The organism is Vibrio sp. 10N.222.55.B11 (genome assembly GCF_041473705.1).
In the GTDB taxonomy this organism is placed as follows: domain Bacteria; phylum Pseudomonadota; class Gammaproteobacteria; order Enterobacterales; family Vibrionaceae; genus Vibrio; species Vibrio crassostreae_C.
The window spans coordinates 3,260-28,436 of record NZ_JBFRST010000001.1 but is presented as its reverse complement, the minus strand read 5'-3'; the positions used below and the strand labels follow the sequence as shown (position 1 = coordinate 28,436).

Annotated in this window: 21 protein-coding genes and 5 pseudogenes; 8 read left to right on the top strand and 18 right to left on the bottom strand. The window is 42.7% G+C overall.

Going from position 1 to position 25,177, the window contains the following annotated elements; translation table 11 throughout:
- Positions 1-99 precede the first annotated feature (99 nt).
- Positions 100-492 (bottom strand): Rid family detoxifying hydrolase, encoded by a 393-nt coding sequence (locus AB4503_RS00145; protein ID WP_016800045.1) that lies wholly within the window; start codon positions 490-492, stop codon positions 100-102.
- A gap of 321 nt (positions 493-813) precedes the next feature.
- Positions 814-1,641 carry a CPBP family intramembrane glutamic endopeptidase gene (locus tag AB4503_RS00140; protein WP_016800044.1) on the bottom strand — a complete coding sequence of 276 codons (828 nt, stop codon included), beginning with the start codon at positions 1,639-1,641 and terminating at the stop codon, positions 814-816.
- Between the two features lie 1,371 nt (positions 1,642-3,012).
- Between AB4503_RS00140 and AB4503_RS00135 the strand changes: the two are divergent.
- From AB4503_RS00135 to AB4503_RS00115, 5 genes and pseudogenes are all read left to right on the top strand, one after another.
- A pseudogene (locus tag AB4503_RS00135) lies at positions 3,013-3,496 on the top strand (integrase core domain-containing protein); the annotation flags it as partial.
- Between the two features lie 1,578 nt (positions 3,497-5,074).
- A complete protein-coding gene (locus AB4503_RS00130) occupies positions 5,075-5,584 on the top strand; it encodes a hypothetical protein (protein ID WP_102258285.1) in 510 nt (169 codons plus the stop codon).
- A 697-nt stretch (positions 5,585-6,281) separates the two neighbouring features.
- Positions 6,282-6,871, top strand: a pseudogene (locus tag AB4503_RS00125) (RNA-guided endonuclease InsQ/TnpB family protein).
- Positions 6,817-6,939, top strand: coding sequence for a transposase (locus AB4503_RS00120; protein ID WP_198592117.1), 123 nt, complete (start codon positions 6,817-6,819; stop codon positions 6,937-6,939). Before AB4503_RS00125 ends, AB4503_RS00120 begins: the two are co-directional and overlap by 55 nt.
- Before the next feature lie 722 nt (positions 6,940-7,661).
- Positions 7,662-8,744, top strand: coding sequence for an Ig-like domain-containing protein (locus tag AB4503_RS00115; protein ID WP_017100373.1), 1,083 nt, complete (start codon positions 7,662-7,664; stop codon positions 8,742-8,744).
- A 585-nt stretch (positions 8,745-9,329) separates the two neighbouring features.
- On the opposite strand, the gene AB4503_RS00110 is transcribed toward AB4503_RS00115, so the two are convergent.
- Positions 9,330-10,223 carry a dihydrodipicolinate synthase family protein gene (locus AB4503_RS00110; protein WP_017100374.1) on the bottom strand — a complete coding sequence of 298 codons (894 nt, stop codon included), beginning with the start codon at positions 10,221-10,223 and terminating at the stop codon, positions 9,330-9,332.
- Between the two features lie 235 nt (positions 10,224-10,458).
- Here AB4503_RS00110 and AB4503_RS00105 point away from each other — a divergent pair.
- Positions 10,459-10,637 (top strand): annotated as a pseudogene (locus tag AB4503_RS00105) (IS256 family transposase); the annotation flags it as partial.
- A 9-nt stretch (positions 10,638-10,646) separates the two neighbouring features.
- On the opposite strand, the gene AB4503_RS00100 reads toward AB4503_RS00105, so the two are convergent.
- The 9 genes from AB4503_RS00100 to AB4503_RS00060 all read right to left on the bottom strand — a co-directional run bounded on the left by AB4503_RS00100 (position 10,647) and on the right by AB4503_RS00060 (position 17,640).
- Positions 10,647-11,579, bottom strand: a complete 933-nt coding sequence (locus AB4503_RS00100; RefSeq protein WP_017100375.1) for a RimK family alpha-L-glutamate ligase — start codon at positions 11,577-11,579, stop codon at positions 10,647-10,649.
- Between the two features lie 16 nt (positions 11,580-11,595).
- Entirely contained in the window at positions 11,596-12,336 is a 741-nt protein-coding gene (locus tag AB4503_RS00095; protein ID WP_017100376.1) for an SDR family NAD(P)-dependent oxidoreductase, read from the bottom strand.
- A 9-nt stretch (positions 12,337-12,345) separates the two neighbouring features.
- Positions 12,346-13,518 carry an MFS transporter gene (locus AB4503_RS00090; protein ID WP_017100377.1) on the bottom strand — a complete coding sequence of 391 codons (1,173 nt, stop codon included), beginning with the start codon at positions 13,516-13,518 and terminating at the stop codon, positions 12,346-12,348.
- An 88-nt stretch (positions 13,519-13,606) separates the two neighbouring features.
- Complete coding sequence (gene cysK / locus AB4503_RS00085; RefSeq protein WP_017100378.1) at positions 13,607-14,596, bottom strand: cysteine synthase A; 990 nt, start codon at positions 14,594-14,596, stop codon at positions 13,607-13,609.
- Positions 14,597-14,616: 20 nt separating this feature from the next.
- The gene (locus AB4503_RS00080) at positions 14,617-15,189 is read right to left on the bottom strand and encodes a YqcI/YcgG family protein (RefSeq protein WP_372113318.1); all 573 of its coding nucleotides are present in this window, start codon (positions 15,187-15,189) and stop codon (positions 14,617-14,619) included.
- Between the two features lie 49 nt (positions 15,190-15,238).
- On the bottom strand, positions 15,239-15,394 hold the full coding sequence (locus AB4503_RS00075) for a hypothetical protein (RefSeq protein ID WP_017100380.1): 156 nt from the start codon (positions 15,392-15,394) through the stop codon (positions 15,239-15,241).
- Entirely contained in the window at positions 15,375-16,169 is a 795-nt protein-coding gene (locus AB4503_RS00070; protein ID WP_017100381.1) for an arginase family protein, read from the bottom strand. Before AB4503_RS00070 ends, AB4503_RS00075 begins: the two co-directional genes overlap by 20 nt.
- Positions 16,170-17,125: 956 nt before the next feature.
- Positions 17,126-17,344 (bottom strand): hypothetical protein, encoded by a 219-nt coding sequence (locus AB4503_RS00065; RefSeq protein ID WP_139137543.1) that lies wholly within the window; start codon positions 17,342-17,344, stop codon positions 17,126-17,128.
- Positions 17,345-17,529: 185 nt separating this feature from the next.
- Positions 17,530-17,640, bottom strand: coding sequence for a hypothetical protein (locus AB4503_RS00060; protein ID WP_371695879.1), 111 nt, complete (start codon positions 17,638-17,640; stop codon positions 17,530-17,532).
- Positions 17,641-17,775: 135 nt separating this feature from the next.
- On the opposite strand from AB4503_RS00060, the pseudogene AB4503_RS00055 reads away from it, so the two are divergent.
- A pseudogene (locus AB4503_RS00055) lies at positions 17,776-18,695 on the top strand (IS5 family transposase).
- Between the two features lie 99 nt (positions 18,696-18,794).
- Here AB4503_RS00055 and AB4503_RS00050 read toward each other — a convergent pair.
- Genes AB4503_RS00050 through AB4503_RS00025 form a run of 6 tightly spaced genes read right to left on the bottom strand, consistent with a single transcriptional unit; the run spans position 18,795 to position 24,659 of the window.
- On the bottom strand, positions 18,795-19,640 hold the full coding sequence (locus tag AB4503_RS00050) for a DMT family transporter (protein WP_016800130.1): 846 nt from the start codon (positions 19,638-19,640) through the stop codon (positions 18,795-18,797).
- Between the two features lie 11 nt (positions 19,641-19,651).
- On the bottom strand, positions 19,652-20,926 hold the full coding sequence (locus tag AB4503_RS00045; protein WP_017100974.1) for an opine metallophore biosynthesis dehydrogenase: 1,275 nt from the start codon (positions 20,924-20,926) through the stop codon (positions 19,652-19,654).
- Entirely contained in the window at positions 20,923-21,702 is a 780-nt protein-coding gene (locus tag AB4503_RS00040) for a hypothetical protein (RefSeq protein ID WP_016800128.1), read from the bottom strand. The genes AB4503_RS00045 and AB4503_RS00040 overlap by 4 nt, the downstream gene beginning before the upstream one ends.
- An 8-nt stretch (positions 21,703-21,710) precedes the next feature.
- A complete protein-coding gene (locus AB4503_RS00035) occupies positions 21,711-22,478 on the bottom strand; it encodes an ABC transporter ATP-binding protein (protein ID WP_372113316.1) in 768 nt (255 codons plus the stop codon).
- Positions 22,478-23,542 (bottom strand): iron ABC transporter permease, encoded by a 1,065-nt coding sequence (locus AB4503_RS00030; RefSeq protein WP_016800126.1) that lies wholly within the window; start codon positions 23,540-23,542, stop codon positions 22,478-22,480. Before AB4503_RS00030 ends, AB4503_RS00035 begins: the two co-directional genes overlap by 1 nt.
- Entirely contained in the window at positions 23,535-24,659 is a 1,125-nt protein-coding gene (locus AB4503_RS00025; protein WP_016800125.1) for an ABC transporter substrate-binding protein, read from the bottom strand. The genes AB4503_RS00030 and AB4503_RS00025 overlap by 8 nt, the downstream gene beginning before the upstream one ends.
- Positions 24,660-24,852: 193 nt before the next feature.
- Here AB4503_RS00025 and AB4503_RS00020 point away from each other — a divergent pair.
- A pseudogene (locus AB4503_RS00020) lies at positions 24,853-25,177 on the top strand (transposase); the annotation flags it as partial.

Sequence of the window (25,177 nt, the reverse complement as noted above, 5' to 3'; positions counted from 1 at the left end):
TTAAGCGTACCAAATATGCTCTCATTCGGATTTTTCGCGCTGTTGATGACAATTACGACATAGGCACCCTGGAGCTAAAAAATTACGAAACGTTAACGGCTAAGGTGCGACAGCAACGGCCTCTATCTCAATCATGGCATTGAGAGGGAGTTTTGACACTTCGATACAGGTTCTTGCGGGAAAATAATTGGCACCATGTTTAATGAAAAAATCATTATAAATTTCATTCACAATTGAAAAGCTCACCATATCGGTAAGATAAACGGTTGTTTTCACTACGTCTGACACATCAGTATTCGCATGTAGCAAAATGGCTCTCATGTTCTCTAGGCATTGAGTCGTTTGTTTTTCAAGGCAGGATTTAACCATCAAGCCTGATTGTGAGTGAAGCGGTAGCTGTCCGGAAGTGAAAATTAGCCCTCCAGAAATCACCCCTTGAGAGTATGGGCCAATAGCTTTAGGGGCTGACTGAGTTTCAATTATTTTTCGCATATTATTTAACCATAGGTTTTTGATGAATCAACAAAGCTATAGGATTGGGTAAAAAAACACTTATTATTTAACTATAATTAAAAATGAGATTTGAAGGGAACGGAGAAGCTAGGCAAGACAATTGCTTGCTTAGACCACTCACTAACTTTTAAATATCCTTTCCTTACTCCCTCTTGGCAGCACTGTTTTCATTGTGAAAATCGCGTAGCGTTCATTTCACTTTTATGATGGAGGAGAAAAGTGGCTGACAACCAAAGCACGCTAAAACTCAACCAAGTGAATTTAAAATAAAGGCGTAAAGTAGACCGCCCCGTATAAACCTTACCTCTCCTTAAACCCTCTACGCTGATAATCAATAAATAGTGAAAAAATCACTAGATACCCCACTTGCAACGCAATAATACTAATATCAACCGCCTCCCAAGGGTTAAAGTGAAGCTGAGTGCTTAAATAATAGACAAGATCATAAAGTAAAATAAACAGGTTATGGCAAGCATGAATGACAATGACTACTCCTAGGCGGCGATATCGCTCAAAGACCCAACATAGAAACGCCCCAGACATAAATGCGTCCAGCGCCCACTGGTGTATTGAAGCAAATATTAAGCTTGAGAGTAATGCGGCGTTAGTAACCCCAAAAATGGACCTGAAAATAACAAACAACAAATAACGAAACAGGAGCTCCTCTATCACGGGAGAAATGAGCACACCGTCTAGAGCGCTTCGCAACACACTCGACCAATCAATTACTCCATCAGAGGCCGAAAATAAAGGGGTAAAATTGTAGGATTGGGCCTGCCAAGATCCCGGGGAAAACCAATCAAAAATAATATATTGAAGATAATTTGATACGGAATTTAATGAAATCACCCCAATCAATATCAACGCGCCTTCACCCCATGTACATACGTTTCTGGGCCAAGAGGTTAAGTACTGCTTCCAATGCTTATCTCGCCGAGCACTAACAAATAGCACGAAAAAAGCGATAACAGGTAGAAAATAGTAGGCGAAAGCAGAGTAGAGTGCTCGATCCAAAGTCGGATTTAATGCCCACTCTCGGGTAATGCTCAGGTAGTAATCAAGCAGGACATAACTTGGAAAGAAATAGCCTATGTAAACCACCACCACAGCTGAAATCATTAACCGCATCGTAAACTCCAAAAAATTAATAACCATAAGGCAGTTTTTGCCGCTTTTATCATGTTGGTCGTTTAAGCTCACTTCGCGAACGTGCTGCGCTGGTAAGGCTCACTATAACGAGCCCTTTGCAAGAGAGGTGCACTCTATCAAGCGAATCTGGGAGCTAGCTTTTAATCCCACGGCCTAGGGTTACCCCCCAAAATTTTCCAACCTTATGAAGAGTAATTAATAATTTCATAGTTAAATTCCCCCTCTATTTAACTGGAGAGCGAAACCAATGTTTTAGGTTTTAAAGGAGTTATCTTCCCAAATAAATTGAATGGAATGTTAGAGTTTTTTCTATGGTTTAATTATTTAATTATAGGTAATTAAATAAAAATTTAATTTTTTGAATCGGTCATTGAAGCAGCCCAATTCATGGATGTGGGTAAGTCTACGTGGGTTCGCTAACTAAAAGCAAAACGCCAGGAAAAACTCCGAAATTCTCACTTAGGACGCCTGAACATTTAGGTTGGCTCATTTGTCCGGATTATACTTGTATCAGCCTCAGAGCAAAGCAAGTCGAGGTCTCATGCAAGACAAAAACGTGCGTAGAGATAAGTGCTCCCGATCTTACTCAAACAAATACGGGGAGCTGGAGGCGGTGCTTATGACGCGAGATTGCGCCGCTTTCTTGGAACGTGGTCACCCTAGAGCTATTGATTCTAGTTGCTATGAAGACTGGGATGAAAAAAGGGGCGAGGTTGGGAAGACATCAAAACTATACAAAGAACCCCCTACTTTAGTCGGTGGTTTAGGGCTAGAATCACAAGCGCGAGGGTTCAACCGTGAAGGGTCTGAGACGCAGGGGGCGCTGGCATACTGGTTCCTTCGCTGCCATTTTTGAGTCTTACACTCAAACCAGGACCTCGATTCGTCCCTGACCAGTAATTTATCCTGAGCGCCTAGACTCGCACGATAAACATATTACCGTATGTATTAAATAACCCTTTTAACTCCTTTTTTTTGTAAAACCAATATTTTCTCCGCCGAGGCTATTTAGGAATATTTTTGATGGTGAGTTGATAAACATCTTCCTACTCCCAGTATCGAAGCTCTCAAGACATGAAGATCCAGTAACTCTACATGTGAACACATTCACGTCGATTGTGTGAGTGGTGATACCTCCATCTTCAGCTGTCGTGACTGTCGTGCTGCCAACCGCAACCCCTGACAACCAGCCAGTAGGTGTCATCGTTGCCGTGCTCAGCTCATTCGACGTCCACGTCAAGGAATCGCTTACATCGTATGAAGTGTTATCGCTGTATGTTGCCGTCGCCATTAATGACCTTCCACAACGGAATTTATGAGGGGGTGACCGCAAGCGAGGTGAGGACCGCAGCGGTAAGCAATGGCTCTTCGGGAGCGAGAACTATTGCTGATCTGGTGATAAATCAAGGCGTAGCTCTGAGCCGTTATCTAGCAACAAAGCTAATGAAAACGCTTGGTTCGATTAGCTGTCAATTACCGAGACATCAGTATAGGAAAGCCTAAAGGGGCTACATTCCACAGCGAGCAAGATAGTCACTAGATGAGTAGAAAATATCGTCAGTTACTGTGGCGTTTTCAGATAAAACAAAGTTTATCTCGACGAGGAAATTGCTGGGAGAATGCTCCAATGGAACGTTTCTTTAGAAGCTTAAAGACGGAGTGGATCCCAACAGTAGGTTATCGTAGCTTTTCTGAGGCTCAACAATAAATTATCCAATACATCATTGGCTATTACAGCCAATTGAGGCCACATCACTATAATGGTGGCCTCACACCTAATGAATCAGAGAGATTGTCTTGGGTACCCTCTAAAACCGTGGCCAATTTCAGTTGACCACTACACATAGCAAAAAATTATAAGCAACCTACTTTTGTAGGTTTGATACTAGGATGAATAACTGTCCCATTAGTATGGGCTAGAGACACTGGTTCAGTTTCTAGAACTGTGCACTTAGGTCCTAAGCGCTTATATATTTTAGGATGCATCTGAGAGAGAATCGAGGTAAAACTTTTATAGTCAGGACTTTCTAAATGCACCGCGCGACAAGTTCCAATAGGAAAGTACGTATGTATTGCCTCAGGGGCTAAAGCCGAATCCTCATAGATGTCACTTAGCTTTACTTTTACCGGGTTCAACTCACATCCCTCAAACGTCCCATTTTTCTTGTACCTATAGTCACTAGGCTTCTCTGTTAAAGGATTAAAAGTATGGCCATAGTAAGAGTCTGTACAATTTCCTCCAATATACTTGTTGTCCTTGTCATAAAGACATAAGCGCGTACGCATGATTAAGCTGTTGTAGCAAGACGGGACTCTAAGATTTCTTACGGTGGTTTTCTTGCCTATTGGTATGAAACCACCTCTGGACCCCTGACAAGTTGCGCTCGTTCCACCGGAATCAAAATATTGATAACCCAACTTCCCACCTCTCAGAGAATCTAAAATGAGGTCATCAAGATAGGTGAGCTCCCGAGTATCTTTCTCTCTAAGTATAGGGTAGAGAAATGCTTGATCACTCAATTGTGGTCCCTCATAAAATGTCACGTAACTATTTGATAAATCGATCGCTCTAGCATTAAAGGAGAGAAAAAAACAACTCAAATAGAACAGTATTCTTGTCCTTGTGTACATATATTACTACCTTTGATTAAAATCAGTTAAACGAGGCTCCACCTAACTCTTAATGCAGACCGAATACTAATAAATTAACTATCAATTATGTTTTCCTTACAAGTGAGTCCAATCGAGTATTGAGAATGACATTTCTTTGATTTTACTAGTCTTTTAAATCAAAAATTTTGCGATTAGGTGGTGGGTTGGCATTAATTGAAGCGATAGCAAGATAAGAAAGTTTAGATTATTGTTATTTTTAGCCTGTATTTTGGGGGTGACAGGACCCCTGTAAAAGAGAAATTTGATATTAATGTAAATACAGTGTGGTTAAATCTACACCCCAACCCCTGCAATCGTGGGTCGGCTGACATTTTGGATTGATGAAAAAGTGATCCAACAATGGCAACGGACCAAGCAAGGTGATCGTGGAAGACCTCGTTTGTTTAGCTAATCACTTTACCGGAGCAAAAGGTAGCCTCATCACCCCTCTAGAATTGTCTGAGGCTGGCTTTGAGATGAAGAACGTCCTATTTCGAAGGCGTGGCCAGAACGCTTGCGCTTCCTCACTCCTTTCACTGACTTTAATTAAGTTCGAGTAAAGGCTTATTGTCTTATGTGCCTATTTCCCTTTCGACTCACATCATTTGATGGGCTCACAGGCTGTTAACCGTGATCGTTCTGAACCCCAATGACAAGGGTATATGAACGCTTCGCGCCCTTGTCCTTGAGAACCAAGAACGTTTGCCGGACAGCCAAGCGGCTCCATAAAAGTGATACTCAAACAGAAAGGAAACTCCTCATGGTACAACGACACTCAAGCCTAACTCTCTCTAAATCAAAGTTCAGCGACCAGCGTTTCGCCGCTGGGCACGAAAGCTCACCAAAAAATGATGTCTCTAGATCTTTGGCGGTCTTGAAGTTGCGCTATCAAGTCAAAAAGTGTCGTGATGAGGCGAAAAGAAAGTCTGATTGGGTTTCCAAAATCCAGCGTTTAAAAATGTTCAGTCGTCGTCAGTCGCCAGAGCAACAGGCTGATATCGCGTCGTTAAAAGGCCAAGGGTTCGTTGAAGCTATCAAGCAGCAGTTTCCGCAATTGGTGTCGCGTCGTTTTGCTTTCCATGAAATCCGTGACTTTTTCATTGAATTAAATGGCGCTGGCTTTGGTGAATGGTTTCTTCACGAGCGAGCGGATCACATTATTCTGTACACCACTTACGGGTCTGTGTTTCCAGCGTTGCGATTCGTGCAAACGGAGGAGGGGACGTTTAAGTGCTCAGGGTTTTGTTTTGATGTGCGTTTTGGCGTTTAGAGGGTCACATGAAAATACGTTCTACGGTTTCCTCTGACATATCCAGGCACGTGATTTGGGTGAATTCAATCGACTTCTTAATACTAAAGGCACCGGGGGGAGGGGTGAGTATCAGAGTGTGTGACTGTGCTACCACCATTAAACAAATGCGAGAAGACGACGCCTATGCGAAGAAAACGGAAAAGACGACAGAAACAACCTCCGAGCATCGCGCGTCGGCCAAAGGTTTACTCTCTTGTCTGTATAACGATTAAGGTCGGCTGATGCGCGACGGCATCAAACCCTCATAAGGTAAGGCCATCAATAGGTCTGAATTTTGTTTCGATATTCCAGTCGTTTTCGGCATTCAATCGGTTCGGGTTTGTTATACGAGCAACGCTTTTGCTCTTTGTGAGCACCAGGCGATTATGCGTATTGTAACTACCAAGTAACTTTGTCTTGGAGTGGTGATTTTTTCAAAACTTACTGAATCCTAAAAAGGACATCAAGCCACTACTTGCAGTTGCCAAGAAATCGCGTAAATACCACTGGTTGAAGCAAGATGATTCAACCGTCTTGCAGCAATCTGTACTCAATCGTCACCAAGCCTTTGATAACTTCTTTAATCCGAAGTTGAAAGCCAAGTACCCACATTCAAACGTAGACACGGTAAGCAATCGAGCTATCACTGTGTTGGTGTAAAAGTCTTTGATGGTGCATCAAACTCCCGAAAATAAAGCCTGTAGAGGCGAATAATCACCGTGAGATTGTAGGCAAGGTTAAGAGCATTACGTTAAGCAAGGTAACTGGTATTGATCTAGGTCTATTTCATTTTGCTATTGAATCGAACGGTAGAAAGACAGCTAACCCAAGATTTGTAAAACGTGCTGAGAAGAATCTCAGACGAAAGCAGCGTCAGCTATCTAGAAAAGCAAAAGGCAGTGCCAATCGAGCAAAACTAGATTGCTCGTTGCCAAATGCCACGAAAAAGTGGCTAACGCTCGTGCTGATTTTCAACATAAGCTTTCTCGAACTCTCGTTGACGAAAACCAAGCGGTGATAATTGAGACATTGAAATCAACAAACATGATGAAAAGCCGCAAACTGGCGAAACACATAGCGGACGCCTCATGGCATAGTTTTGTCTTTAAGTTGGAGTACAAACTAAAAGAGCAAGGCAAATATCTAGTTAAACTAAATCAGTGGGATGCAAGCTCTAAACGTGCTGTTGTTGCGGTCATAAAGTGGAAGAAATGCCCTTATCGGTTTGCAAGTGGGATTGTCCATCAGGCGGCACTACAGACATAAATCGTGACTTAAACGCCGCCCTTAATATCCGTGATAAAGGCCTTCTAGAATTAAAGGCGGTTGGATAATCGTCTCTGCTTATGGAAGCTGCGTAAGTCTTGATACTATCGAGCAATGGCTAACGAAATAAGAAGCATCGCCCAATAGGCGGTGAGTAGTCACTTAGATAGATATGCTGAAAACCCAAGCAAACGAGGGAAGAGCTCCTAGTTTTTTAAGGACTTAATAGCATTTTTCTAGCTAGGCATAGACCTTCGGATCTTGTCACTTTGGGCAAAAAGTAAAAATAGAGTAAAGCAGATGATGGCAAGTCCTAAAGATATTCCTAGTATTAATAAGCTTTCTTCACATATTAGAGGTAAGGCTATTGATAAAAAAGCGAGCAGGACAACAAATAGTTCACATCCTCCCCCGAAAATAGGATGCTGATGACGAAATACTGCCCATTGATAAACCATTGTTGATAATCTCCTTGCAGCTGAGCTCAGCTTAGTTCTTTCTCTTTAGTTAAAATACGTTAACACTATCAATACTGTATGGGGGGGGATTTTTATTATTTATTTTTAATTAATTATCTGCCAATTTTAAACGCTAAAGTTAGTACTATTTGAAAGCGAAATACAGGGTTTATTCATGATTATATTTATAAATAAAGATAATTAATTAAAAATATAAAATCATTGCTTTATGTTAAATAATTGATTAATTATCTTAAATGATTGTCATTTCCTCTGCTATTAATCGAATTTATAAGAATCATTTTTAATTTATAACCATACTAGCTATAGCCATGAATAAAATTATCTCCCTTTATATATTAATTATACTCTTCTTGGCAGGTTGTAATTTAGAATTGTCAGAAGAGGTTGATGTAAAACCAGCAATAACATTAGAACGGATCGATATTAGCGTCTCCTCATCAGGAATTCGGGGAACAAGTAAATTAACGATGAGGAAGGGGAACAAAAAAGCTTTCGTCGCAGTAGGTTATTATTCTGATCACTCTTCAAAGGTGCTAACTGATTTAAGCATTTGGCGCTCTAATAACAAGAACATTGGATATTTTGTAGAACCGGGACAATTAATTGGCAAAGCGTTAGGATTTATAAAGATCACAGCCACTAAAGATGGAGTCACCAGTAACACAGTGGACGTGGAGGTGACCAATGCCATCGTCACCTCGCTCACCGTCACGCCTTCACAGGTCTTAGTCGCGAAAGGTCAAACACAACAGTTACTTGCAACAGCGACCTACAGTGATGGGACCTCATCAGATGTCAGCCGTTCGGTCACGTGGACACCGGATGAACCACAGACAGCAACGGTCACGCCTACTGGTTTATTGTCTGGGGACACAGTCGCCACCACGACGGTTGAGGCTTTCCTAGACGGAGTCACCAGTAACACAGTGGACGTGGAGGTCTATGCATGTAGGAGTACGGGAGCTTCATGTCTTGACATCTTCGATACTGGTAGTGGGAAATTGTTTACAAATTCACCATCCAAAACGTTCCTAGATAGTAGAGGAGGCAGTACAAATAAAGGTTTTACACAAGAAATAGGAACTTCAGGTCCTACTGGGGATTTCTATATTTTCGATTGGAATAACGCAGATTCATTGTGTGACACATATAATTCCAAGAGTATTGCAGGACGAACCAACTGGCGTTTAGCTACTGTGAATGAGTTAAGGGGACTATTCAACACAAATGGAAATATGTTTACTGCTCGTGGCTGGGCAGTCAGGATAAATTACTGGACATCAACGTCTCGTGGTCCGGGCTATGCCAATATATCTCTCAGAAATGGTCACTCTGGGCTCACTATGCCGAGCGACGACTATCTTTACGCATCGTGTGTCTCTGTTCCTTAGCGGCAAACGTCTGAGTCTTAGATTTCTCTCTCAAAACCACCTACCTCGGTAGGTGGTTATATTAGTGATTTTAATAAAGTGCTTGGCAGGTACTTTAATACATTAGTTAGTTATCAAGATAAAACCTAGGCAGATAGATATTGAGATGAACTGGTAGTCTTCTTCGATGAAATAACCTACCAGAAGTGCCGAAGTATATTGATGATGTCAGCTAACTTAAATATCTTGGTTATACCTATTATTGGTATTGTTTCTGGATATTACCTTCTAAAAGAGGGTGTTTTAGGTTTTGACTTATTAGGTATAAGTTTTTTGTTGTCGGCAATTGCCATCTGTAGTGGATAAGGGCATTTGGCCAACAACATGCAGGGTGGTCGTATGGTTGTAATACTAGAAGTAATCCGCAAAGTCAGGATGTTCTATGGTTCGTAACTCAGAAGTGTCCAGCTTCGTGCTGACAGGGTAGATCACATTTTACCCGTGGCAGCTAGATTAGTAAAAACACTGACACGGTTTTGGTCCAAAGCTTGCCATCTTGATTTTGGGTCGAAAAATCCCGTAAGAAATTTCACTCTACATATAGTGTTAAGCGAGATCTAACTCTGAGATAATTTCTTGCAGAATGAGCTTGGATTCACTATCTAATCCTGTCAAAGGGGTTGGTAAACATGGGGATTCAGCATAGCCTAATATTTCTGCCGCACTGACCATCACCCTCATGGCACCGAGATTATCTGAGAACAATTGCCACAGTCTGTCATATCTTAGAGAGAGTTCTTTCGCTTGCGCAGGGGAAGAAATTTTGGCTTGCTTAAATAAGTATAGAGCGGTGAGTGGGAACAAACCTGCTAGGACGGAATACCAAACGTCACATCCTGCTTGAATGCCATTTGAAGCGAATACGTCACCACTAACTCCAATCGTTACATTGCCTGGCAGTAGTTTTCTGAGAGCTTGAACTCGGCATCCACCCTGATCTTCAAATTGCGCACCAGGGAACTTTATTGACTGCACCATTTTTAGCTTTGCAATCTCAGCATGGAGTTCGTGACTAAAGGTAAAATGGGTAGCAGCTGGGTTGTCGTATACACAGATAGGTACCGAAACGCTCTCCGATACACGTCGATAGAGTTCATAGACTTCTTCATCGAATAACCGATGATAAGAAATAGGCGCGAGTAAAAGACCTTTTACGCCGAGCTGCTCTGCTTGCTCAGCATTAGCAAGCACATCCCTTAATCGTAGCGACCCGATGCCAGCCAAGACAGGAATTTCTCCTGCCATTTCAACTGCTGTAGCAATCGCGTTATGTTTCTCTGATGCGTTTAAATACGGATATAAACCTGTTGACCCTAAGGCACATATAGAATCAACCCTTGCGTTAATTAAACGGCCAAGAATCTGACTATAAGCGGTCACGTCGATTCGTTCATCCGACATCGGGGTGATCGGGAAAGCACTGATTCCTTTAAATATCATAGATAAATTCCTTTCATTATGTGTGTTTACCGAGTGTTATGCGACCATAATGAGCCTATCGCAAATACATTAAACAGGATGGTAAAGATAGACAATGATCTGCACAGCCAAGACTGGACACCAAATTAAGTGACTTTCCATACCTGTAGTTATTCATGACTTTCTAATTTAGCAAAGGTACTGATTTATTTTTGTCCAGAAACTTCATAGGCTAAATTTTTATCCGTCACTTTTTATCTCGAAAGCCGTCAACAAAAGTAAGCTATTCCCAACGGATGAAGTGGCAGGGAAGACGATCTTCTTAGCGATCCAGGATGTCTCCGTACAATGGACGATGCCCATATAAGCAAATGGCGACAAGTTCTGAACCGCTTTATAATTATGTTCGAAGACCGATTAACTGCTTATAGGTAACCAGGGCAGTTACAAAGAATCCTTTATATATACAGGCTTTGGGGCTTTATCAATAATCGACTGCACAAATATATCAACGCATTCAGGCGTAAGTGGTAGGCTTAGTGATGGTTCGGTTATCTCAAGTTCCAGCAGCAGCGGCCGACCATTTTTACCTTCAATGAAGTCTAATCTCGCGTACAGAAGTGGTTGAGAAAGACCAAGATTGCTTTGTACTAACCTCAATATACGCTTCGCCAACGCCTTCTCTTCACTATTCGCTTCTTTTAGCTTGCGAAATTCCATGTCCGGCGTTTTAGTCTCACCACGTTGTGCGAGCAAAGGTTCCTTCTTAATCGCATGTGAGTACGTATGATCAAAGTAAATCATGTTCGTTTCACCATGCTCTTCAATCGTATGTAGGTATGGTTGAATAATGACGCCCTTACCTAGTCCTAATAGGTAACGCACATGCTGAGTTATTTTGTCTAAATCTTCGATGGACAGACGAATGACACCGAATGAATAGGCACCAACTGTTGGTTTAATCACGACTTCGTGAACTTTCCAGTAGTTATCTTGAAGATTAGCAACGGCTGCTTGAATCTCAGTTTCTGAGTAGATGATTTCTGTCGGGACAATTGGGACACCCTGCTTCTCGAGTTGTTTCAAATAACTCTTGTCTGAGTTCCATCTGATCACCGATAGAGGATTGAGCAGTACTGAACAATTTTCAACTTGTTGGCAAAATTCAATGAATGGCTCAATTTTCTCCATATAGGTCCACGGTGAGCGCAGGACAACCACATCATACATAGCCCAATCGTGGTTGGGGCTATCCCAAAATATCACATCAACTTCCACGTCAGTACGCTTAAAAGCGTCCAGAATATAAGGCATATCATAGTCGACAGCTAGGCTATCACTATCTGAGACTAAAGCGACTTTCTTTGTTGCGAGCATTTAACTATTCCTTTTACTACCAGGGAAGAAGGGATTCCATGTGAATAAACTGACCACTCACTAAGCTGTCAGCATCAAGTGCCACTTTTATCGCTGTGAGGGCTCCTTCTTTTGGGGTTAACATCCCATCGCCATCGTTTAAGTCGGTCTTTGTATAGCCGGGATGGATGCTATTTACCGTTATCGAGGTATCTCGAAGCTCATAGGCGAGGTGAGCAGTCCAAGAATTGAGGGCACTTTTTGAGGCACTGTACGCTGGTAGAGATTTAAATTCATCCGTGTATGCGTATGATTTGGTGTCACTATGTAACGTCACCGATCCCAATAAGCTCGATACATTGAGGATTTTTCCTTTCATTGAGCGCTTGAGTAAAGGTAAAAAGCTGCGGGTTACGTTTACCGTACCAAACAAATTTGTATTGAACGTTTCAAACCATTTTATGAGTGGTTGTTCAGACGGCGGTGTGCCATATTCTTCAACCCTTATTGCTGCGTTGTTTATAAGTATATCGACCTTACCAAACAAGGTTTCAACGATATGGACGGCTTCTTTGATAGATTTGTCGTCGGTAATGTCCATACATAAGCAATAGACTTCGATACCTTGGAGGTTCAGGTTAGCAGCAGCCTCTTTAATTGCTGCTGCTTTTCTACCAGCAAGCAGTACCTTATGACCTTGCTTGCCAAGTTCTGCTGCAATTTCAAAACCGATCCCTCTGTTTGCTCCTGTAATGAGCGAAATCTGTGAGTCTGACATTCAGCCTTCCTAGCTCTTAACTTTCATAAAGTGAGTTTGTTTCTTCCCTTCTATCAACTTTCCGACGACAATAATGAAACAAAGAGCCAGTAGAAGTGTTAGAAAACTGAGTATCGCCATCCAGTTACCGAAGCGCTGCGCTATGAATCCGGACGTAATTACAGGTATCGAAAATCCGACATAAGAATAGATGTACATGCCAGCCGTAGAGCTTGCCTTGTCGATGTTATGGTTACTCGTAAACTTAAGTAGCCCCGCCATATATGTGAAACCATAACTTGAAAGGCTAGTGCAACTGGCTCCGAAAAGAATGATCGTGATAGATTCATGATAGTAGCCAAGTGCTATGAGGCTAAACCCAAATACCGTAAAGAAACATCCCAATATTAGGCTTGAGTTTGGGTGCAAGCGTTTAGCAATGTGTTGAGTCAAAAAACCAGTGCAAATAGATAGGAAAACCATTAAGCCAGTCCAATCGCTTAAACCCATCTCATTGAGAAGTATTGGTACGATTGCGATGACCATACCCGTTGTAGCCCAAGCTAACATCATGCCTAAACCATACGACCACGTGTTGGTGGGGAAGCAAGGCAATGTAATGAGTTTGAGATTTGGTTTTATGGTTTGGTTGCTCGGCAATCGAACCAGCAACAACAACAACAAAGAAACGAGTAGAAATAGACTGAGGTAACTGTATGGCAGCACTGTCATGCCAGCTACGTTTAGGCTCACACTTGTCGCAAGTGCACCACTACCAAACCCCAACGACGTAGACGCGGCCACTAGCAACGTACCAAATTTTTGTTCTCGTTCATCAATAAGGTCGTATATATACGCTGAGACTGAGGTTGTGGTTAAGGCGGTAGCAACACCCAATAGCAGTCTTGCGACAAATAACGAGGTCCAATTTGGCTGAATGACGAGCAATGCCGTTGCCCCCGCACTTAACAATAGTGCAAGGAATATGGGTTGCTTCCTACCTACTTTATTTGAAATACCCCCTAGCATTAATAGAGTAGGCAATAGACCCAATACATAGGCAGCAAAGGCGATGGCGACCGCCGCGGGGCCCATGTTACTGTTTTCGGCATAAACACTGTAAAGAGGTGCTTGAAGGTTTACAGAGTAGGTCACACAGAACATGACCAACGCCAACACACTTAATGAAATTCGTTTTTCCATACGAGTATTCCTTTCGTTGATAATTATCGTTGATAGCGTTTACATGTCACGTGTACTATTAACATAAATCCAGTATTTAGAGGGTGAACTATGCATTACATTCAGCTGTTATAGACTCTTCGCTCCAAGTTGTAATAAAAGGGTCCGTTTCTTCATTACCAAGTTGATCAAACAACTCAGTAGACAAATATCTTTCTCCTGTATCTGGTGCCATTGCCAATATCACGCTTCCTTTAGATGCAGATTTAGCCACTTCTAAAGCTGTAGCTACCGTTGCCCCGGCAGAGATACCAACAAGAATGCCTTCGTGACGAGCTAAGTCACGTGCCGTCGTGATCCCCAAATTTCCATCAACAGTGACAAGGTTATCCACCACACTCTTATCCAGCACACTTGGTATGAAATCTGGGGTCCAACCTTGGATGGGGTGAACTTTCCATTGGTCCTTTGCGAGGATCTGAGCACCTTTAGGTTCTGGGACGACAATTTCAACCTCCGGTCGTGCCACCTTCAGCATCTGTCCAATACCCGTAAGAGTTCCGCTTGTACCAAAGCCTGTGACAAAGTAATCCAAACGCTTACCAGAAAAATCACTGAGTATCTCACTTGCTGTCGTTTCACGATGATAAGCAGGGTTAGCTGGATTATCGAACTGGCGGGGTCTGAACCATCCATTCTGAGCTGCAAGCTGGTCGGCAATTCGATTACCGCCGCTACTACCTTGTTCACTTGGGAACAAGATGACTTCACCACCGTAAGCGCGAATTAGCTTCCTGCGTTCTAGCGAATATCCATCCCCCATTACGGCGATAAATTTGTATCCTCTGGCTGCGGCAACCATGGCCAAGGCAATTCCAACATTACCTGAAGTGCATTCAATAATTGTGTCGTCTTTCTTGAGCAAACCTTTTGTTTCAGCGTCTAACACGATTGAGAGTGCAAGCCTATCTTTGACTGAACCAGCTGGGTTGAAAGACTCCACTTTGACATAAACCTCGACTCCCTTTGGAGCAAGATTGTTTAGTTTGACAATTGGAGTGCATCCAACAGTTTCTGTTATTGAGTTATATAAAGGCATCTACGTTCTCTCGTTAGTTTTTATTTGAAGGGACACAGTCTTGGTCGTTTCACACTAGCTTCTTGCAACTGATACTGACGCCATTCGAGGTTTTCTTCTTCTCCATAAAACCCCAACTCAGTTGGCATCACTCCGTTGTTGTATTTTTTGACACGATTTCGAATACGCTCTCGAGCCTGCCTGCCACCTTTCGTTTCACCATTAGCGACCATGTCAAAGACCTCCCTTGCGTTAATCACAAAATTAAGGCGTGAGCCGAGATTCCGATTTCTAAGCACTTGATGCTTGTCTGAGCTCATGTTGATAAACAGTTCGACACCATTAAAGCAGTATGTCCATTTAGATGCCTCGGGGTCGATAGGTATATGCCTAGGCCATTGAGCGACATCGTGCTCATGCGTCCAATTTAAGACTTCCCAACCAAGCTTGTGGTGCGGTGCCATTGAAAGTGAAAGGTCCGGAGAAAAAAACACCACTAATGGCGAGAACATACGCTTATTAACTGGAGTGGAATTCAACATGTCCGTATAAGCAATCAGTCCATGCAAAAACGGGTAGTAAGTGTTGTGTTCATCCGACTCACAAAACAGCACTTGGATAGTCTTAGAGTTCCACGCTCTGCGGCTAAACAGGCAAGGGAACTCAGGGGGCGCTGACTCTCTTACTGAATTCTTCCCACGCTTCCTTCTTCCAGTTTGAAAACTGATTCAGTTCTTGCAACAGTTCTGCATGTGTATACAAGGTTTTATGTTGCTCATTAGGCGCAAGAGCCGCAGGGTTAGTTTTGATGATTTCCATGACTTAAACTCTTATTTTTTTTGAATAGCGCATCCACGGCTTGAATGATGAGATCTAGTCCTTCTGTATTGGCTACTGACGAGTGGCTATCTGCACAGAACTCAGCAAGTTCTAAGCCCATAATTTGGTTGTTAGGAAGTGACTCGAATAGATCCAATAATTGGGCGACTTTCAAGCCTCCCTCGACTTTGAAGTCAGCGGAAATCTGCCCCGGGTCCATAACGTCCCAATCCACATGAACCCAGACTTTGGAATCACCAATGAATTTGATGACTGACTCTGGCGTCAGAGTTGAAGGGGGAAAGTGCATGAGACCTGCATTATTAACGTTGTTAAGTTCTTTTTCATCGATGTCATGTACGCCAATTAAAGCAACATTATTAGGTTTAACTCCCGCGCCAAAACCGCTATCCCACAGGCCGCATGTAGCAGCCAATACCATCCCGCCGAGATAACCGGTTTCTGTCGTTTCAGGGGTATTAAAGTCACTGTGTGCATCGATCCATAGGACCTTTATGTCAGGAAAAGTCGATGCAACAACGGGCAGTGTCGCTAAGCTCGCTGAGCAGGTATTTGATGCAAATAGGACAGGGCTATCGCCAGTGGCTAGTAAATGGGAGATTTTTGTCTGCAACAGAGCGAGGGTCTTTCGAGATTCCTGGAGTGCAACACTCCAATCATCCGATTTCGTAGGCGATCGTTGCCCTACGTAGTTAGGTGTAATGTCATAATATAGAGCAAGTTTATTTGCTGTGAGCTTTGCGCCCTCGAGCATACGATCTGCTCTGTCCGCGACACGTCCTTGAGAGCAGAGTATTTGAAAAGGCATTTAGAAAGACGTCAATATATTAAAAATGAAGTCTTTTTATAGCTCAGCTAGATAAATATAAAAAAATAATAATGATTATTTATTATCAAAATAACTTTCAATATTAATTGAATTAATAAAACCCCATATATTATAAGGGTTTTTATTGACTTTCCGTATTCTCGTTTTAACGTGTTGTAGGTGAGTAAATTTGGCCACTAGGCTAGAGGTTTTACAAGACCTTAAATAATTCATGAAATATTAATTTAATAAAACGTGTAACTCAGAAATGTCCGTGCGACCTGAAGTCGTATGAAACGTTGTTCACCACGAAGGGTGAACCATCTGTACTACCAGATGCCCCTAGGAGCCTGAATAAAGAAGCGGCTCTGACAATGTAACGAAGCTTGGTTGTTGACTGAGCTGGAAGAATCGTTAGAGGACGTTCCTCCTGACAACCACAAGTCGGGTGAGTGCTAGGGGGGCAATATGATGAATATAATGAATCCATTTAAGGCGCGTTATATGATGAAGCAGCGGAAGTGGTTAATACGCTGTAGCCAAAAGGCAACGAGAGTCGGGAAGAGATTGGACATTACTCTTTCGTGGTCATTGCACTCTCCGCACCATTGTGGGCATCTAAGTTGACATTTTATGCGGCATACGGAACAGGGCAAGCCTGTATATCTCCCTATGGGAAAGCAGCCTGTAAAGGTTGCCGATAGGTATGCAGGTAAAGGAGGTTAGAAAAAGCGAATGCTACTTTGTAATGAAGTAGATACAGGTTATATCTGGCGCGAAAGCGAGCTGACTTCTAACTGGTCTCCCGTTGCGAGATAGCTTGAAGAACTTTATTAAAGAAGAAAAACAAATGATGATTTCGAATAAAATCAGTGCGTCTTCTGACAGCGAACCGTGGTTTCTTATTCATTAAATGGCCATTGGGGCAGTTTTAAAGCTTTAAGTGTGTATCGCAAAGGTAATTTTGTTACTGGGTGCTTAACGATGCCTTTGTGGAGGCTTGAGCCGTATGCAGTGAAAGTTGCACGTACGGTTCTGAGGAGGGAGGCATCTGGGAACAGGTGCCGCCTATCCGACAGAGGCGTTTTAGCGATAATCGCCGTTAACTGTAATTTCGTCATTTTTAGCCTGTATTCTGGAGTTAAAGTGCTCCTGGATAAGAGTAACTTGGCGTTCATGTAAAAACAGTGTGTTCAAATCTACACCCCTTTCAAGAGGGGCGTTTTTCATCGATAATTTAGGCTCTTAGCGAAAACAAATAGTAATCGGGAAGTATTCCAAAAAATGCCCCTGTATTTTCAATTTTTCACCACACAGCCAAGTTAAAAGATTTTCGCTTCTTAAGCTCAATAAGCCATGAACCAAAATATTTTTCGACCGACTTATCTTTCCATAAAATTGACCTTGCGGCATGGATAAATAGCGTTCTCAGTTCTTTATTTCCTCTTTTTGATATTCCAAGTAGCGTTAACTGGCTTTGTTGCGTAATTCAATGGAACTAAATCAAGAACCTACGATCTGATCAGCTACGTTCACTACTTCTCGTAGCTCTATGCCTAAACCTCTTTACAAAACAACCAACTGGAAGCAATACAACCAATCACTCATTAACCGTGGCTCTCTGACCTTTTGGATTGATGAAGAGGCGATAGCGGGTGGGCGCAAAGCAAACAGAATAAGCGCGGTAGGCCACGTCGATTCAGTGATTTAGCTATCACGACAGCACTCATGGTGAAACGCGTGTTTTCTATGCCACTGAGAGCGTTGCAAGGATTTATCAACTCGATATTTAGACTGGCCCATGTTCCATTAAGCTGTCCGCATTACACCTGCATCAGTCGTAGAGCAAAGCAAGTTGAGGTCTCATTTAAGACAAAAACGAAAGGAGCGATACAGCACCTAGCCATTGATGCGACTGGCCTAAAGGTTTATGGCGAAGGTGAATGGAAAGTCAAAAAACACGGGACAGATGGCAAGCGTAGAGTCTGGCGAAAGCTTCATATTGCCGTCGATACAAGCACTCATGTAATTATTGCAGCCGAGCTAAGTTTATCGACGGTTAGAGATGGGGAAGTACTCTCGAACTTACTGAAACAAACACGCCGAAGTATCCTTGAGGTGTCTGGTGATGGTACTTACGACACGAGAGCATGTCACGCTGCTATTAAGATTAAGCGAGCCGTTGCGCTTATTCCCCCAAGAGAAGGGGCTGCCTTCTGGGAGCGTGGTCATCCTCGAAATCTCGCCGTGGGTTGCCAGAAGTTATACGGCTCAAATAAGTATTGGAAAGAGCGGTATGGATACCACAAACGTTCACTCTCAGAAACAGCGATGTATCGAGTTAAACAGTTGCTAGGAGGGCAACTGAGCTTAAGAAATTACAATTCACAGGTAGGTGAAACTTACGCGATGATAAAAGCGTTGAACAAGCTTACTGGGTTAGGTATGCCTGAAACTTGTCGTATTGACTAAAAAGTATGCGAAACGGGGTGCATCTATCTCTAAATTTAATTACGCAACAAAGCCTTCCCTACTCTCTTTGATTAGTTTGTTTTCTAGGTGGTACTCAGATCATTGAATAATATTTTTTTTCTTTAGCGAGAGGGAAATAGATGTTGTTATTATTATAAGAACGCCACATGTGCTCATCCAACTAGGGATTTCATACCAAAAAATAACCCCCCAAAGTATATTGAAGACCAAGCCGATATAGCGGGTGACTGCAACTACAGCGGCGTTTTCATGACTGAATGCCTTTGTTAGGAAAATTTGCCCAATGAGCGAAACAAGACCAATGGCAATTAGATAAATCCACGCAATTCCCTGTGGAACCACAAACTCATCCCTCATCAAGTAACCGGATACCAACATCGAAGTGAAAAGAAAATAAAACACAATCTCGTAAATATGGTGCCTCTTACTCAGGTGGCGAATAGTGATAGAGGCAGCCGCCGCAAAAAAAGCACTCGCCACCCCTGAGAGGGCATACAAATTAAATGTGTCGAAGCTAAATGGATTTACAATTAAGGTAACTCCAACCAAAGTGAGCGGAAAAAGGAATGCTACTTTTTTAGGGGCTTTTTCTCCCAAAATTAGGTTGGAAAGTAATATAACGAAGAACGGGGACAGGTAAGCCAAAATCACGGCGTCCGCTAGCGGCATGTGGGTAATCGCGTACACAAAAGCGAGCAGATAAAACGCCCCAAACAGGCCACGAAGCAAAAGCATTGGTATGCCCGTGGTAGAAAACCTGATACTCGCTTTCCACATTAAACCTAAAATCAGAACGGTTCCTATTGCGCTTCGGAAGAAGACAATTTCAGAGCTTGGAATCGTCAAACTGGCCGCTTTAATAAGTGCGTTCATGACACTAAAAATGAACGCAGAAAATATAGTTAACGCTACACCGTTGTTCATGATGGGTTTCTTTAAAGGTCGTATGATAGACGCACCCAACCAAGGTATTGGTGCGCTTGAGTGCGGGACTCTTCAATCAAATGGTGAGGGAGTTGAGAGCTACTTAACCAAGATTCGAATATACCTAGCACACGGTTAACGCTCGGTAATGCAATCCCATGCGCTCTGCCTAAGACTTGAAGCCAGTAAAGATTCTGTATATCTTCTTTAGGTATTCGAGGTAAAGACAACTTGCCTTTTTCCACCTTACCTTTGGCATAGGGCACGGCAGAGAAGTTGAAGTAGCACCCATTTTCATCCGGCTTAGAAAAAGGATCGATCAGAATCGCGCTGTATCGTACGTAAACCAAATATTCCTGCGCTATTGGAGTGAGCGACATAAACTGCTCAATTTGACGACGACGAATGGTTTCTGGATGCACAGGGTAGTTGTCATCATTGAGAAATTGTAACAAGTTAAATGGTGTTCCGTTAAAGTGAAGTATCAATCTTGATATATCGCGCCATAGCTCAACCAAAATGTGGATGGTTTCGGTTGTGATCGGTCCCTCAGGGAAAAGTTTGTACATGTACTTAACTTCTCTCGTCTCACTTAAGATATGATTGAGCGAGAAAGGGGTCATAAAAAATGCGGGATGAACGAAAGAGGTAATGTTTCGTCCTTCTACGCTAAACCCATTTTCCAACTCGACAACTTCAACACCGATATCCGCTAAAGTTTGAGTCAGTAGCTCTAGGACAGGGCATTTTTCTTTACTTGAGTAAGCATAAATACGTTTTTTAACCGCTTTGGTAAGGACACGAACGCCAGCTTGTTCCGTTATAAATTTAGTGGCCGCAAAGTAATTGGAAAATATCAGTACGTTGGGGGTTAAATTCAGTTCTGAAAACAAGCCTTTTACAATCCGGTGCCCACCAAATAAGGATGAAATGAGGACTACTATTTTTGTGGAACTCAAACACGATTTAGGTAAAGCCAATAGAACCGCTGAATAAGCATGAGATGGGGTGCCCAGAACCAACGTATCCCATTGTCCGCTTACATCGCGTAAATCTTCAAAAACCGCATCAAATATCACCTGCCCAGCCATTCGCTTCAAAGAGGATTTGGCAGCGAAAATATGCGCAATACGTTCGTTGTGTAAGCTTTCGAACATCGGCTGCCAGCGCTCTGATGAGCGGTTTACTAACCCAAGTTGCTCGCACTGGTTTCTGATGATTTTTGCTGTCTGAAATGCGGCTGGCCCTGTGCCAACGATTAACACTTTTCCTAATGAAAGAGTCATTTTGCGCGCTCCATCAAGACGGTGTCATATATCGCTGCATCGTTATGGATCTGTTGTGTTTCCCACCCATCCATTAGGTTTGGGTTGAAAGGGTAATTGAAGGCGGACTTTAAACCATTACCGAATCGAACTAATACTCGGTGAGAGTGGTTAAGATGAGGTCTAAGCTGTCTGAGTTGTTCCCATTTATGTTCCACTAAAGAGGCTACTACAACATGAGTTGGCCGGAAAGAGGCAAACTCAGTGATTAGATCTTTGCAGCTAAAAGTGGTTGACAAGTTGAGTTGGTTGGCCATTTTCACTGCCTGCTCATCAAGATCTATACCGTGCACGAGAGCGCCTGTGCTCTGAGATATAGTGAAAGCAGAAACCGGATAGGACCCTGAGCCAATAAACAGGACTCGAGAGTTGCTTTCAATTCCTGCTTTTTTTAGTTCAATTTTTGTGTTTTCAGAAAGTTGGTATAAATATTCGCTGATGTCGATTTGATGCTCTCTGGCACACTGAGACTGATGTTTTTCCAATAAACACAGAGCTTTTACAGCAGTTTCACGAAGCTGCTTGATTAAACGATCGTACTCAGGGGTCATATCAAAATCATCGCTAATGGTTTTAAAATTTTCTTGCAAAATCCAAGCGCAAAACTCATCAATTTTTTCTTGCAAAAGGACAAAACATTCACAATTTTCAAGGCTGTAATGAGTCAGGGTTTGAATTTGAGATTCAAACGTGGATAGAGAAACTAATAAGTGATATTGCCTTTTATTCATTGCCATAAGAATGCCTAATCTGTTTTAAGGGCTCGAACTGGGGTGACGTGGGTATGTCCATGAACGCAACAACCTACGTCCACATGAATCTGATAGATTTTCCCCAGCCTTTCAGAATCGAGCACGTCTTCTGGTTTACCGCAATATTGAACTTCACCATCATTCATTAAGAGAAGATGGTCGCAGTATCGAGCAGCGAGAGAGAGGTCGTGTAGGACCGCAATTGTGATGATATTTTTGGCTCGGGTATATTGACGAACAAGGTCTAAAATTTGGACTTGATGCTTGAGATCTAAGGCGCTTGTTGGTTCATCTAAGAGCAATATCTTGGGCTCAGCAACAAGAGATTGCGCCAGTGAAACCAGCTGTTGCTGACCACCGCTTAGTTGAGAAAACTGTCTAAGGGCGAGATTTCTCAAACCTAGATAATCAAGGATGGCGTCTGCTTTTTGTTCTTGTTCAAATGTGATGTTCCAGCTCAGTTGATGAACCAAGCCCAGTAAGACAAACTCAATAACCGTTAATTGACAGGGAGATTTGTTGAGTTGACATAGGTACGAGAAGGATTGTAGCGGTAATCTCAGCCCGTCCTCCCCACTTGAATTAATCTTCCCATCAGAAGGAATGATGCCCATGATAGCTTTGAGCAATGTCGTTTTTCCTGCGCCATTGGGCCCTAAAATGGCGGTAAATTTGCCACCCAAAAAGTGGGCATCTACCTTCTTTAAAACGAGTTTTCTTCCAATTGGAACGGCAAGATTTTCTATTGAAAGCGACGTCATTAGATAAACCTCCTGCTTATCAGAAAATAAAGAAGGATCGGCACACCGACTAAGGAGGTGACGATACCAATTGGTATGATAGTGCCTGGGACAATCAACTTAGCAACAAGAGACGAGGTACATAAAAGCAACGCTCCCATTAATGCCGCCAAAGGTAAGTAGAAACGCTGATCTTCGCCTATTAGCATTCTTGCTAGGTGAGGAGCAACCAAACCAATGAAACCAATGGTTCCGACAAACGACACTGCTCCTGCAGTTAATAAGGAACACAGTAAAAACATCTGTAGTCTTAACTTGCTGGTCTTTATTCCCAAGGCGAGTGCACGCTCTTCGCCTAAAGTGAGGGCGGTGAGTGCCCATACCTTAGATAACGCAAAGACCAAACCGAACAGGAAAACGGCTCCTGAAACAAAGAAGGACAACCAACTCGCCTTCAGTAGACTGCCAAATAACCAAAAAACAATTTGCTGCAGCACTTCTGGTGATGCCAAATATTGAATTAATGACTGTAAAGCCTGGAAAAAGAAGAGAACGACAATACCTGCCAAAATCAGGATTTTTGCGTCCATATGTCGGCTGCGACCAATTATATAGATCGCCATACTCGCTAATCCAGATGTCAAGAAAGCGGCAAACGGCACGCCTAACCAATGCAAACCAAATACTGAAAAACCGGTTAAAAAAGCTATGGCTGCACCAAATCCAGCAGCAGCAGAGATACCAAGGGTATACGGACTGGCAAGTGGGTTGGCTAAGAGGGTTTGCATTAGACCGCCAGCGAGGCCGAGTGAGGCGCCAACCATAAGACAGGTGAGAGTGATGGGTAACCGAAGTTGCCAGACAATAAGTGTTGATAAGCTGTCACCAGAGGGACCACCTAGGAGGGCTTCAACAACTTGTTCAATGCCTAGCCACGATGAGCCAGTACCAAGATCGAATAAAGCGGAAAAACTCGTTGCCAGAAAAGCGCCTAGCAAAATCTTAATTCTTTGCTTCTGCATTCTTTGATAAATAGCGCCGCTGGAATGATTCAGGTCAGACGATGCTTTCATGCTTTCATTCATGAGTTACGCCCACCTGAATCATGAAAGTGCCTTTGAGCGCTTGCGGCATGTAGTTCCTAAAAAATTCTTGGTGCAATTTCTTAGGTTCAATATCTTTAAATGCTTCTGGGTAAATAGACTTTGCTAGATACAACAAGAAAACGTGGTCGTAAATAGTACGTGTTCCTGAGTGGTATATACCGTAGACGTCACCATTTTTAACTGCCGTCAGTTGATTCCAGCCAGCACGATTTAGGTAGGGGCGGTATCTAGTTTGCGCTTCTTCCATTGTGCTGTTGAAACCAAGCAGGGCGCTGTCGTTATGTTTAACCCAGTGAGCACCGGATATAAAGATCACTTCTGGATCTTGACTCAAGATATATTCAGGCGTTAGGTGGGCAGAACCTTCAAACATCCCATGGGCAAGGTTATCGGCCCCCGCCATTGTCAAAAGGTTGCCCCACATTGTCGTCGAGTAAGATTTACCGTATTCATTTGGTCCACCTGTACCTGCTTCCACATACACACGGCGTGCCGTGTGGTTTTCCAGATGCCTCGTAACACGTTGTTTAACCATGTTTACTGTGTTTTCGTATTCCGTTGCAATCGATGAAGCGCGTCCTTCTGTCCCCATTACTCTGCCTATAACACGTGTGCTAATGACGTGTTTTTCAAGCGTTTGAGCATTGAAGTCTACAACGACAACTCTGATACCATTCTTTTCAAGTATTTCAACTTTTTCACCAAGGGATTGATATTGCCACGCCGCAAGAAGTGCAACATCAGGTTTAGTTAACAAGAGTTTTTCGAAATCAAAAGTACCTGTATAAAGAGAACCTGAATCAATAATCGTTTCTAACTCAGGAATGATTTTTTTATAGGTGGTCCATTGAGATTGACGGTAATCTTTCCAAGAGTGTCTTGGGAAAATAGCCACTTTTTTGTAAGCATCTGGTCCAGCGATCGCTAGGTAATCCTCAAAATAAAAACCTAGGAAAATTTTTTCTGCCGGCTTTTCTAAAGAGATGTTTCTACCGAGCACGTCTTTGAACTGAAGAGCTGTAGAAGCAGAGGCCATGTCACCCAAAGCCAAAGTTGCCAAAAAAAGTGCTTTTACTTTTAAAAGGTGTCCTTTCATTCCCTCGACCTCAAATAGAACATTAATTGTTATAATGTAACAATGGTTCTAGGGTTGAAAAGATATATATTTATTATTTATATCTATTAAATATAAATAATAAAGCTAGGTGGATTTGTTGTTGCGTAATTCAATGGAACTAAATCAAGAACCTACGATATGATCAGCTACGTCCACCCTCTCTCGTAGCTCTATGTCTAAACCTCGTTACAAAACAACCAACAGGAAGCAATACAACCAATCGCTCATTAACCGTGGCTCTCTGACTTTTTGGATTGATGAAGAGGCAATAAGCGGTTGGGCGCAAAGCAAACAGAATAAGCGCGGTAGGCCACGTCGATTCAGTGATTTAGCTATCACGACAGCACTCATGAAAAGTCAAAAAACACGAGACGGATGGCAAGCGTAGAGTCTGGCGATGGCGCGTACGACACGAGAGTGTGCCACGCTGCTATTAAGATTAAGCGAGCCGTTGCGCTTATTCCCCCAAGAGAAGGAGCAGCCTTCTGGGAGCGTGG

Excerpts from the sequence above, each read along its gene's own strand:
- AB4503_RS00145 (WP_016800045.1), bottom strand. The coding sequence starts at position 492 with ATGCGAAAAATAATTGAAACTCAGTCAGCCCCTAAAGCTATTGGCCCA.
- AB4503_RS00140 (WP_016800044.1), bottom strand. The coding sequence starts at position 1,641 with ATGCGGTTAATGATTTCAGCTGTGGTGGTGGTTTACATAGGCTATTTC.
- AB4503_RS00130 (WP_102258285.1), top strand. The coding sequence starts at position 5,075 with ATGGTACAACGACACTCAAGCCTAACTCTCTCTAAATCAAAGTTCAGC.
- AB4503_RS00120 (WP_198592117.1), top strand. The coding sequence starts at position 6,817 with ATGCCCTTATCGGTTTGCAAGTGGGATTGTCCATCAGGCGGCACTACA.
- AB4503_RS00115 (WP_017100373.1), top strand. The coding sequence starts at position 7,662 with ATGAATAAAATTATCTCCCTTTATATATTAATTATACTCTTCTTGGCA.
- AB4503_RS00110 (WP_017100374.1), bottom strand. The coding sequence starts at position 10,223 with ATGATATTTAAAGGAATCAGTGCTTTCCCGATCACCCCGATGTCGGAT.
- AB4503_RS00100 (WP_017100375.1), bottom strand. The coding sequence starts at position 11,579 with ATGCTCGCAACAAAGAAAGTCGCTTTAGTCTCAGATAGTGATAGCCTA.
- AB4503_RS00095 (WP_017100376.1), bottom strand. The coding sequence starts at position 12,336 with ATGTCAGACTCACAGATTTCGCTCATTACAGGAGCAAACAGAGGGATC.
- AB4503_RS00090 (WP_017100377.1), bottom strand. The coding sequence starts at position 13,518 with ATGGAAAAACGAATTTCATTAAGTGTGTTGGCGTTGGTCATGTTCTGT.
- cysK (WP_017100378.1), bottom strand. The coding sequence starts at position 14,596 with ATGCCTTTATATAACTCAATAACAGAAACTGTTGGATGCACTCCAATT.
- AB4503_RS00075 (WP_017100380.1), bottom strand. The coding sequence starts at position 15,394 with ATGGAAATCATCAAAACTAACCCTGCGGCTCTTGCGCCTAATGAGCAA.
- AB4503_RS00070 (WP_017100381.1), bottom strand. The coding sequence starts at position 16,169 with ATGCTCGAGGGCGCAAAGCTCACAGCAAATAAACTTGCTCTATATTAT.
- AB4503_RS00065 (WP_139137543.1), bottom strand. The coding sequence starts at position 17,344 with ATGACGAAATTACAGTTAACGGCGATTATCGCTAAAACGCCTCTGTCG.
- AB4503_RS00050 (WP_016800130.1), bottom strand. The coding sequence starts at position 19,640 with ATGAACAACGGTGTAGCGTTAACTATATTTTCTGCGTTCATTTTTAGT.
- AB4503_RS00045 (WP_017100974.1), bottom strand. The coding sequence starts at position 20,926 with ATGACTCTTTCATTAGGAAAAGTGTTAATCGTTGGCACAGGGCCAGCC.
- AB4503_RS00040 (WP_016800128.1), bottom strand. The coding sequence starts at position 21,702 with ATGGCAATGAATAAAAGGCAATATCACTTATTAGTTTCTCTATCCACG.
- AB4503_RS00035 (WP_372113316.1), bottom strand. The coding sequence starts at position 22,478 with ATGACGTCGCTTTCAATAGAAAATCTTGCCGTTCCAATTGGAAGAAAA.
- AB4503_RS00030 (WP_016800126.1), bottom strand. The coding sequence starts at position 23,542 with ATGAATGAAAGCATGAAAGCATCGTCTGACCTGAATCATTCCAGCGGC.
- AB4503_RS00025 (WP_016800125.1), bottom strand. The coding sequence starts at position 24,659 with ATGAAAGGACACCTTTTAAAAGTAAAAGCACTTTTTTTGGCAACTTTG.